Here is a 9242-nt window from a genome sequence, read left to right on the forward strand (position 1 = left end):
CCCGCCAGAACATCGGCTTCATGCTCGAACCCCACGGCTTCTTCGACCAAAACCCGACCCTGAACCTCCCCGGCAACGAAAACCGAACCGAAACAACCGACACCGGAACATGCTGCACCACCGATAAATAAACCCTGCCCAGCTTCAGGGAAAGCCAAGAACCAGGCACATGACCTAAAGCTGGAAACGAACAACCCTCAAACAGGCGGTCCCCGGTGCTGTAACAACAGCACCGGGGACCGACCTGCACCTAACCCAACCCTGTAGCGAGAGTGTGATCCGCGTGTTAAATATCCCCGCAATTACCTGGGCCCTCACAGCCGTCCTGCTGCTCAGTGGAAGCTATCACCTCCTGCAGGCCACCAAGCCACACCAGCTCACCGACCGGGTCAACAACACCCTCCACGCCCTCATGAACATCCTGATGGCCGCCATGCTCTGGAACCTCGCACCCTCCACCGTGCTCGCCCAGATCGCCGTCCTCACCGGCGCAGCCCTCTGGTTCATCATCCAGGCCGTCGCCCGGACCGAATTCAAAATACTCTGCGCAGGCAGCCAAGGCCGCCTGAAATGCCTGTACCACAGCCTCAGCATGGCCGGCGCCGCCCTCATGATCACCATGATGACAAGCCACATCACCACCGGCCCCGCAGACGCCATGCCACTGCCCAACACCCACCACGCAATGCCCCACCCAACCCCCACCACAGCCACCGCAACCCTCGATCACCTGTCCAACCTCGCCACCCCACTGACAATCATCTTCGCAACCGCGGCACTGGTCTTCATCGCCCTCCTACTGCGCAACCGGAAACCGGCAACCACAGCCCCCAACAAAACAGCCCCAAAACACTCCCCCCGAAAACAACACAGCCTCGAAGCCCTCGGCGCCGCCATCATGGCCCTCATGTTCGCCACCATGGCATAAGTGCTGATCCCCAATGAGCGCTGCGGTCCACTCCTTCAGCAGCAGGATCCGCTGCCTGGTTGGCCGGGCGATTGGGCGCTGCCACCTGATGCGTCCACAAGCGAGAAAGTAGCGGCCATGGATACACGAACCGTAAGCGTGGCGCTAAACGATGCCGATGAACACCTCATCGAAAAGACTTGCGACTCAAGCCTCGAACCCGGGGAGTGCTTCTTCTGCACCGGACCTGAGACGGATTGAGTGCGCAACACAGCCGGGGCCTTCCGTTTCGCATTGGGGCGGTACCAACCAATGGGGAGGTTAATCTTGAGACTGGCCGGCTTTGATGCGTCAGCCATGGCCCAATTGCCGGCTAACACCAGCTTTGTTCTTCCTGTCCTGCGCCGGGGCATCCCGGCGGTGAGGCTGGCCACCGCCCCGGCCACCCGCCGTCGGGCGTTACAGGCGTGGCCAAAGGATCTGTCATGTCGTGGTTAATCCTGATTTCCTCCGGGGCACTGGAAGCCGTCTGGGCCGCTGCCCTGCACCGGACGTTCCGGTGCCCCGGCAGGCGCCGCATCGCCCCCGCACTCCTCTTCCTGGCCGCCGCACTCGCCAGCATGGCCGGCCTCGCCTTCGCCATGCAGACCATCCCCGCCGGCACCGCCTACGCCGTCTGGGTAGGCGTCGGCGTGATACTGACCTCCGCTTACGCGATGCTCACCAAAGCTGAACGCCCGACGACGGCGCGCCTGCTGCTGCTCACCGGCATCGCCGCGTGCGTGGTCGGACTGAAGATGGTGGCGCAATGAGCCAACGTTCAAGAGCCTGGCTGCTGCTGCTTGGCTCCGCCGTGCTGGAAGCCGTGTGGGCCACCGCCCTGGGCCTGTCCAACGGCTTCACAGTTCCCCTCCCCACCGTGGTTTTCGCCGTGACGGCCACCCTGAGCATGATCGGGCTGGGCGCGGCCATCCGCAGCATCCCGCTGGGCACCGCCTACGCCGTCTGGGTAGGAATAGGCGCTGCCCTGACCGTCGGCTGGGCCATGGCAACCGGCGTCGAACCCTTCAGCCTGTTGAAGGTGCTGTTCATCGCCGGGATCGTTGGCTGCGCGGCCGGGCTGAAGTCCCTGCCGGCGGACGCCACGTCCGATGCCGACCGTTCCGACACCAGGGTCCCCGCCTGAGGCTCCCGCTGGTTCTCCCGACCATTAAGGCCATCCGATGGCGTATGCCCCGCGGCATTCCCCTTGGCGCGTTCTAGGGGTTCGTCGAGCCCCCACAGCGGAGTAGTTCAGACGCCGGCCTTGATCAGAAGTGCATCAACCATCATGAAGAACTGGGCGCGGTAATCGGTAGCCTTCGGGTCGGTCATGTATTGAATGGCGGCCCCGTCGTAGATCATGAGAAAGAGCCTCACCAGCGTGGGGAAGTCTATGAGGCACCGGTCACCGCTGCCTTGGGCGGCGGAAGAGAATATATTTCCCAGCTCCACTTCATAGGCGGGATAGATCTTCACGGCCAGCGGGCTGACGGCTGCATTGCGCGTTGCCCACAGAATCAGTTCGATCTCGGAAAGGATGCTTGCGGGCTCTTCCTCCAGTGCGCGCCAGTAGCCTTCGGCCACTTGTTCCACAGCTTTGCGAAGTCCCAAATGGACCGGGGCGCCGCTGGAAAAGCGGCTCAGGTTCTTGAACCAGGCCTCGGCGGCCGCTTCCATGAGCTCTTCTTTATTGCTGAAGCAATAATGAGCCGTAGCCAACGGAGCATTAGCCTCCTTGGCTATGGCCCGAATGGTCACAGACTGGACACCCTCACGACGCATCAGTTCCACCGTCGCTGAAATCAGCTGTTCTTTTCGATCTTCAGCGGATACCCGCATAGTTCACTCTCCAGTCTCCCGGTTAGGTTCGACAGGGACACTTCCTTAACCCTATTGCTTAGCTGGAGAAAAAAGGTTCAAGATCAGCGTCTAGAACGGTTGACTTGAACACACGTCCATGTAAAAGTATTCACACCGGAGTGACCTGCATCACGATGATGCGATGTCACTTAGATTCATCAAATCAGCTCGCAATGCAGAACCCCTGAAGAAACGGTGAAAACAATGGTCACAACCACCCCTCAGCCCCCGACACTGACGACGGGGACTGCGATCGATTTCTGGCCTGCGCAGGCCCTGGCCCCGATGAAGGACCAATGGCAGAGCCTCCGCTGCAGGTTCATCAACTCCCATCCTGAAGGCCCCTGGCAAGACTTTATCCTCTCCGAGTGGGAGCTGGAGGCCTGCGCCTGGGAGGACTTCCACCCCCACACCGAGACGAATTACGTGCTGGAAGGCGAACTCCACATCGAGAGTGGGGGAGAGACCGTCATCCTCAAGCCAGGCGATTCAGCCCGCGTAAATCCCGGACGCATGGGCAGATACTGGGCACCCGTCTACGCCCGGATGGTCACCATCTACGGACCCAACCCCGCAGGTGCGGAATCGCACTCCTTCCGGTACTACGAAGTCTGAGCCCTGATCCATATCCGGCCACGGCAGGCAGCGCCAAGGGAAAAGCGTCAAGGACCCTTAGTGGCCTGGAATCGACGAAGCCTGGTCGCTGAAGCCAATGGATCCGGGGCCTCCCGGCGGGTCTACGAAGCTGGCGGGTACCCGGATCAGCAAACAGGCTGATCAACTCGCCAATTGTGTGGCCGGTGGAGCTGACGCGGTCATCCGGATTTGAAGCCGGAATCAGAACCCTGGCAGTGGTGATAGACCGCCTTATGCGTGGTTCAGCAGGACGGCTGCGCAATGCGGAACACCTTGAGCGCCGCATCCAAGGGCAGGTCGGCCGCAATGAAACAAAAACAAACCTCTATCGGTAACAACCACTGATAGCCACCCGAAAGGCAAAACAATGACTGAAACGACAGCCTCCATCTCCGCCCACCTTATCCGCGATGCAGGGAACGTTACGGAGCTGGACGACTGGGGCCCTTGTCCTGAAGCGACCGGACCGCAGATGGACACCCGCGGAAGCTACCTGTGGAAGGACGAGAACGGTTCCGAAGCCGGCATCTGGGAATGCACCGAAGGACCCTCTCGCTGGGTCCTTGAAACAAACGAATTTGTGCACGTTCTTTCCGGCTCGATGACAATTACCGCCGACGGCGGCGAGCCCGAGTTCGTTGGCCCCGGAGACACGGTCTTCATCCCTCGGGGCTGGAGCGGTAACTGGGAGCTTCACGAGACACTTCGCAAACTCTACGTGATCTTCTGACAGCGACGATGCTTGGCCGGCCGGCGCGCTTGCCCCTTGCTCGTGGCCACAGCGGCGGGCGTGGGCGGCGAGTTCCAGGTGCGTGGGCCAGCAAGTGAGGGTGCCGGTTTTTAATTTAACCGGGTCACGATAGGGCGGCCGCGAGGATTGGGTATGGATACCGGTTCTTCCGCGCAGGATGGTTTGTTCGATGGGTCCCTGGTGGAGCGGCTCCAGCAGCCCACCGATGTGCCCGTGGATGGAGATGGCGGATTTTCCGGCACCGGGCGCCCCGGCGATTCCAAGCAGGCACCGTCCGCGCCGCTGGAGCAACGCTTCAGCCCGGGCGAGGAGCTGCTGCTGGCCTGGTTCGTCCCAGCGGAGATGTAACGGAGTGTTCATCGCTACTTCTTTCCGACTCTTGCCTGGACAGAGACGACAATCACAGAAGGCATGGCGGATGACCGATGGTCAGGCATCTGGATCGTCCTACCCCTCGCACTCGATGCAGTACGAGTGGCCGTCTTTTTCGCGCGCGAGCTGGGACCGGTGCCGGACCAGGAAACAGGAATAGCAGGTGAACTCGTCCTCGGCCTGGGGGATGACCTGAACAATGAGTTCCTCCGAGACAAACTCCCCGCCGGGAGTCATGGCCTCATCCAGGGCGTCGGATTCGTCCAGCTCCCGGACAACGCTGCGGGCATCCGGTGCGTTGGCGGATTGCAGCGCCTCCAGGGACCGGTCCTGGGATTCCTTGACGTCGGAACGTACTTCGTCGTAATCGGTTGCCACTTAGGTCTTTCTCTCTTCTGACGTTCTTGTCTAACGGGACTGCAACGTACACCATAGCCCCGGTATTCCTCAGTCGCGGGGAGCGGCGGGGACGTCCGGGGAGCCCGACCATTGGGGGCGTCTTGGTCCGGGACGTCGGGGGAACGCGCCGAAGCGCTGTCCCGGGAGTCCTTATTCGTCTTGCGCCGCCGAGGTCTCGGGTTCTGCCCATTCCAGCGCTGCGACGATGTGTCCTTCGTTGGGGAGTGCCTGTTGTTCGGCCGGGGGGAGGTTGTCGTAGGTGTAGGCGGCGACGGCCATGGGTGAGGTGGAGCGCCCCAGGCTGTACCGGACGCTCCGGTCATTTTTGGTGCCGCAGATGAGGATCCCGATGGTTTCGTTGTGGTGATCGCGCCGGAGCACGTCGTCGACGAGCGCGACGTAGAAGTTGAGTTTGCCGGCATATTCGGGCTGGAACTTGCCCGTCTTGAGCTCGATGACGACGTACCGGGATTGCTCGATGTTGAAGAAAAGCATGTCCACGAAGAAGTCATCGCCATCAACGTCAAAATGCACTTGTCGGCCGACGAAGGAGAAGCCGGGCCCGAGCTCGCGCAGGGTCTCGGTGATCCGGCTGGTCAGGGCGTTCTCGAGATCGCGTTCGGCCACCTCCCCGGAGAGTCCGAGGAATTCAAAGTTGTAGGGATCTTTGGCGATCTGCTGGGCCAGCTCCGAGTCCGGTGCAACAAGCCGTTGGACAAAGTTCGAAGGCGCCGCTCCGGTACGTTCGAGGGTCTTGTTCATGATCATGTTCATGAGGACATTGCGCGACCAGCCATGCTCGACGGCCGCGGACGCGTACCAGGCACGCTCCTTTGCAGCATCGAGTTTGTCCAGCAGCACGGTGATGTGGCCCCACGGCAATTGTCCAACAGCCTGTTGGACAATTGGGTCGGGCCAGGCGGCGGCGAAACCGCGCATGTAAAACAGGTTGGATCGGGACAGTCCCTTCATTTCAGGGAATTCTGCCCGCAGGTCATCGGCCAGCCTGCCCATGACCCCGCTCCCCCAGCTCTCCGCCTCCTGCCGTTCCAGGACGGTTTTCCCGATGGACCAGTACAGCTCGATCAGCTGAGTGTTGACGGTCCGCAGTGCTTTGGTGCGCGCTGCCCGGACCCGGGTCTTCAGCTCGACGAGGAGGTCGGTGTAGCCGGTGGGGAGGGCGAGGTCGCGATCTTCAGTCATGCTTTCGATCCTAATGATCGGAGCGGTCCTGGCACGGCAGGCGGTCCGCTCCCCTAGCGTTCAAGGCCGCCGCGTTCCAGGGTCTTGCCCTTGCCGCCCTGCTTGGCCATCTTCGAGGTCCTGGCCAGCGAGGGCTTCTGCGCCACAGCGGCTGTCGCCGGCGCGCCCTGGTGCTTGTCTGCCAGGAGGCGGGAGTTGACGGCCTCACGGTCCCCTTTGCCGTCGAGGCTTTCGGCGAGCTGCTGACGTCGCCCGGGGGAATCGTAGGCCTGCTCGCGCTGTCCCCTCTGTGCTGCATAGTCCTGCCGGTTGGCGCCTTCAACCGCGGCGACGGCCATCGCTTCATCGGTGCGTGCGGCCGTGGCTTTGGTCCGTTCGTTGTCTGCTTCGGCGCGGGCTTGTTGTGCCCGGGTGAGCGCGGCGGAAACGGATGCCTCGTCCGCTCCTGTGTTGTTCACGTCGATGCCGTAGCTGGCCTGGATCTGGTTCCGGATGTGTTCAGATGCCTGGGCGGCTTCGGGGTCGTAGCCTTTCCAGGCCGTGGCTGTCTGGTGGGCGCGTTCGATCATGTCGGGAGTGGCTTTGTCCCACCAGTCATCCCGCGCGGCCGGTGCCAACTGGGCCCGGGCTGCTGCTCGCTGGGCGTCGAAGCGTTCCTGCAGCTGGCGTGCCCGGTGTTCCTCGGCGGCGGCGATGTCGCGCTGGTCCTGTTCGCGCATTCTGGCCAGCTGCTCGCCGATGCGGCTGGCAACCATCAGCCCGGTGCGCATTGCGGCGTCTACCGCATCGTCGATTCCGTCTGCTTCGCTCATGCTTGTCCCTATCGCTCGATGCCTGGATTCGGATGGAGTTCTCGGTCAGGTTCTTCGGCCCGGGTGGTCCCGGCCTGCTGCAGTGTTTTCTCTGGCCTGGTGAGTGTCGTCGGGATGGGCGAGCCGCCCCGTGACCGTTCAGCGATCAGCCGTGCCCGGAGGGCTTCCTCGCCGGCTCCCGGGTGCTGTTCCCGCAGTACTTCCATCGTCAGGGGCTGTGCCGTGATGGTCTGGGTCGTGGCGCTGGCTTCGACAACCTTGCTGGCGGCGATGACGGCGGCTGAGAGGCCGCGGACGCGCCGCAGGTCATCGGTGGCTTGGTGCATGTCGTGGATGGCGCGGGCGGTCTGGGCGAGCTGCCGGAACATCAAGGCATAGGCTGCGCGTTCGCTCCTGGACGTCGCGGCCAGGATGATCATGGTGGCCCCGCGTGCCGACGGCAAAGCAACCGCCGGCCGTGACGGGTAGCGCCGCAGCTGGGCTGATTTCGACAGCTCCCGTGCGGCGTCGGCCAGCGGACCGGGGCTGGGTTCGATGCGCTTGGACCAGGCGCCGAAAGCGGCGGATGTTTCGCGGGCTGCCTGTGCCCACGCGACGTGGTCACCGTACGGGGTGGTGGCCAGTTTCTCCCGGAGGGCGCTGACGTCGTTCGCGTACCTGGCCCACAGGTCGGCCGAGGGCTCCAGCGTCTCCCGGCCCGGGGTGACCGGCCTGCGGTTGCGAGCAGCGGCGTTCCATTCCGCGACGGCGGCAGCCGCTGACTCCGGGGTGCTTTCCCACCCGGTGCGGAGCTTGGGCAGAGCCAGGTCACGTCCCAGGGAGTTTCCGCCGAACCACACGGCACGCTCCCCCTTCCGGGGGCGAACGGCGACGGAGTATCCGGTCACGACGTCGGTGCGGCCGGCCGCGTAACGTGGGCGCACGAGCACACCTTCCTGGCGTGCCCGGCGGACGAACTCCGCTTCATCCGTTGACGCTGCCGCGCAGCTGCGGACCGTCCGTGCGAGGCTGTGCCGCTCCACCTCGGGCAGTCCCTGGCGGACGGCCTTGGCCTGTTCCGCAGGAGTGAACCCACGCTCCGCGCGAACGTCTCCGAGCTGGTTGAGGCCGTACTTTTTCTCCAGCGTCCGGGCGGCCTGCTGGGACTTGTACTTGCTCTTCCAGCTGTTCCATTTGGTGCCGTCGTCGCGGACCATGCTGGCCACGATGTGGATGTGGTCGTTGCCGTTCTTGCTCAGCCCGTGCCGCACGGCAACCCACCGGGCCGGGGCCTTTCCGCCGTCCTCGGTGAAGTCCATCTCCGTCATGAAGTCGTTCGCGATGGCACCCCATTGCTCGTCGGTGAGCTGTCCCTCTTCTGCGGACAGGCTCAGGGAGCAGTGGAAGACGTGGCCGCCGTCCACTTCCGTTTCAAAAAACTTCTGGGCGCGGTCCAGGGCGTTGGCGATGTCCAGGGCCGCGTCCCGGTTCAGTTCGTTGTCATCGTGCCACGCCATGAGCGCGGAATCGCCGGCGACAAGGTGCGGTTCCTCGTGTTCGTTCGCCCGCCCCGGGCCCGCGAGGTAGATCATCAGACCCGCCATGCGGTCGCCCTGGGTGATGTTCGGAATCACGAACAAATCACCGGCCGGCCATGTCAGCGAGCTGACGGTCGATACGGATGATGACCGCCCTCGCGTGGGCGATGGAAGCCGCCGCATCCGGCGGCACTTCCCCTGTTGAGTTGGCGTGCCGGGCGATCTGGTTGATGTTGTTCGCCACGGACCCGACGAGACGCTGCAGGTTCGAAAGCTGCATGAACTGATCGCGGCGCTCGGACGGGCTTTCACTGTTTTCATTGAGTGCCGCTTCGATCAGAAGCCGGGGAATCGTGACGCGGTGCTTTTCCGCCAGGGCGAGAAGCCGGGCTTCCTCTTCCGGGCTGACCTTGACCTCGTGACGGTGCACCCTGCCGCCGTCAACGTTGGCCCGGCGGCGGCGGGCCTTCCAACCGGCAAAGCCGTTGCCTTCATTCATCGTTCCGCCCCCTCGTAGTTGCCAGCGCAGCGACCCGGAAAGTCCGGGACCAGACTCCAGTCTGCCGGGACCGCAACGCGATTCCGGGGAGCGACACGAACTTAGCACGGCTAAGTTACCAGCTTGCTCCGTCGGCAATGGTTTTCAAACTTTTCGAACCTGGGGCTTGTGGTTCCGTCGCTCCGTCGGCAATGGTTTTCAAACTTTTCGAACCTGGGGCTTGTGGTTCCGTCGCTCCGTCGGC

12 protein-coding genes are annotated in these 9242 nt (G+C 63.2%); 6 read left to right on the top strand and 6 right to left on the bottom strand.

The genetic code is table 11. The features are described 5' to 3' along the window. Positions 1 to 283: 283 nt before the first annotated feature. From J9611_RS20355 to J9611_RS20365, 3 genes are all read left to right on the top strand, one after another. On the top strand, positions 284 to 928 hold the full coding sequence (locus J9611_RS20355) for a DUF5134 domain-containing protein (protein ID WP_211882909.1): 645 nt from the start codon (positions 284 to 286) through the stop codon (positions 926 to 928). 464 nt (positions 929 to 1392) lie between these two features. After that, a complete protein-coding gene (locus J9611_RS20360) occupies positions 1393 to 1719 on the top strand; it encodes a DMT family transporter (protein ID WP_211882910.1) in 327 nt (108 codons plus the stop codon). Then, positions 1716 to 2093, top strand: coding sequence for a DMT family transporter (locus J9611_RS20365; RefSeq protein WP_211882912.1), 378 nt, complete (start codon positions 1716 to 1718; stop codon positions 2091 to 2093). The genes J9611_RS20360 and J9611_RS20365 overlap by 4 nt, the downstream gene beginning before the upstream one ends. Before the next feature lie 107 nt (positions 2094 to 2200). Here the strand turns inward: J9611_RS20365 and J9611_RS20370 are convergent, their stop codons facing one another. After that, on the bottom strand, positions 2201 to 2788 hold the full coding sequence (locus tag J9611_RS20370) for a TetR/AcrR family transcriptional regulator (protein ID WP_211882914.1): 588 nt from the start codon (positions 2786 to 2788) through the stop codon (positions 2201 to 2203). Between the two features lie 225 nt (positions 2789 to 3013). Here J9611_RS20370 and J9611_RS20375 point away from each other — a divergent pair, with 225 nt between their 5' ends. The 3 genes from J9611_RS20375 to J9611_RS20385 all read left to right on the top strand — a co-directional run bounded on the left by J9611_RS20375 (position 3014) and on the right by J9611_RS20385 (position 4544). After that, positions 3014 to 3424, top strand: coding sequence for a cupin domain-containing protein (locus J9611_RS20375; RefSeq protein WP_246528103.1), 411 nt, complete (start codon positions 3014 to 3016; stop codon positions 3422 to 3424). A gap of 388 nt (positions 3425 to 3812) precedes the next feature. Then, positions 3813 to 4175, top strand: a complete 363-nt coding sequence (locus J9611_RS20380; protein WP_211882916.1) for a cupin domain-containing protein — start codon at positions 3813 to 3815, stop codon at positions 4173 to 4175. Between the two features lie 153 nt (positions 4176 to 4328). Continuing rightward, positions 4329 to 4544: a hypothetical protein gene (locus J9611_RS20385; protein ID WP_211882918.1), complete on the top strand. Its 216-nt coding sequence runs from the start codon at positions 4329 to 4331 to the stop codon at positions 4542 to 4544. A 99-nt stretch (positions 4545 to 4643) separates the two neighbouring features. Here J9611_RS20385 and J9611_RS20390 read toward each other — a convergent pair whose 3' ends face one another. From J9611_RS20390 to J9611_RS20410, 5 genes are all read right to left on the bottom strand, one after another. Next, a complete protein-coding gene (locus tag J9611_RS20390; protein ID WP_211882920.1) occupies positions 4644 to 4946 on the bottom strand; it encodes a DUF4193 domain-containing protein in 303 nt (100 codons plus the stop codon). Between the two features lie 171 nt (positions 4947 to 5117). After that, positions 5118 to 6170 carry a PDDEXK nuclease domain-containing protein gene (locus J9611_RS20395; RefSeq protein ID WP_211882923.1) on the bottom strand — a complete coding sequence of 351 codons (1053 nt, stop codon included), beginning with the start codon at positions 6168 to 6170 and terminating at the stop codon, positions 5118 to 5120. A 53-nt stretch (positions 6171 to 6223) separates the two neighbouring features. Further along, positions 6224 to 6982: a hypothetical protein gene (locus J9611_RS20400; RefSeq protein WP_211882925.1), complete on the bottom strand. Its 759-nt coding sequence runs from the start codon at positions 6980 to 6982 to the stop codon at positions 6224 to 6226. An 8-nt stretch (positions 6983 to 6990) separates the two neighbouring features. Continuing rightward, positions 6991 to 8595 (bottom strand): relaxase/mobilization nuclease domain-containing protein, encoded by a 1605-nt coding sequence (locus J9611_RS20405; RefSeq protein ID WP_211882927.1) that lies wholly within the window; start codon positions 8593 to 8595, stop codon positions 6991 to 6993. A gap of 7 nt (positions 8596 to 8602) precedes the next feature. Continuing rightward, positions 8603 to 8998 carry a plasmid mobilization protein gene (locus J9611_RS20410; RefSeq protein WP_211882929.1) on the bottom strand — a complete coding sequence of 132 codons (396 nt, stop codon included), beginning with the start codon at positions 8996 to 8998 and terminating at the stop codon, positions 8603 to 8605. Positions 8999 to 9242: the final 244 nt, after the last annotated feature.

The sequence above is a fragment of the Pseudarthrobacter albicanus genome, from assembly GCF_018224015.1.
Classification (GTDB): domain Bacteria; phylum Actinomycetota; class Actinomycetes; order Actinomycetales; family Micrococcaceae; genus Arthrobacter; species Arthrobacter albicanus.

Coding starts and splice junctions, on each gene's coding strand:
- J9611_RS20360 (WP_211882910.1), top strand. CDS start 1,393: ATGTCGTGGTTAATCCTGATTTCCTCCGGGGCACTGGAAGCCGTCTGG.
- J9611_RS20365 (WP_211882912.1), top strand. CDS start 1,716: ATGAGCCAACGTTCAAGAGCCTGGCTGCTGCTGCTTGGCTCCGCCGTG.
- J9611_RS20370 (WP_211882914.1), bottom strand. CDS start 2,788: ATGCGGGTATCCGCTGAAGATCGAAAAGAACAGCTGATTTCAGCGACG.
- J9611_RS20375 (WP_246528103.1), top strand. CDS start 3,014: ATGGTCACAACCACCCCTCAGCCCCCGACACTGACGACGGGGACTGCG.
- J9611_RS20380 (WP_211882916.1), top strand. CDS start 3,813: ATGACTGAAACGACAGCCTCCATCTCCGCCCACCTTATCCGCGATGCA.
- J9611_RS20385 (WP_211882918.1), top strand. CDS start 4,329: ATGGATACCGGTTCTTCCGCGCAGGATGGTTTGTTCGATGGGTCCCTG.
- J9611_RS20395 (WP_211882923.1), bottom strand. CDS start 6,170: ATGACTGAAGATCGCGACCTCGCCCTCCCCACCGGCTACACCGACCTC.
- J9611_RS20400 (WP_211882925.1), bottom strand. CDS start 6,982: ATGAGCGAAGCAGACGGAATCGACGATGCGGTAGACGCCGCAATGCGC.
- J9611_RS20410 (WP_211882929.1), bottom strand. CDS start 8,998: ATGAATGAAGGCAACGGCTTTGCCGGTTGGAAGGCCCGCCGCCGCCGG.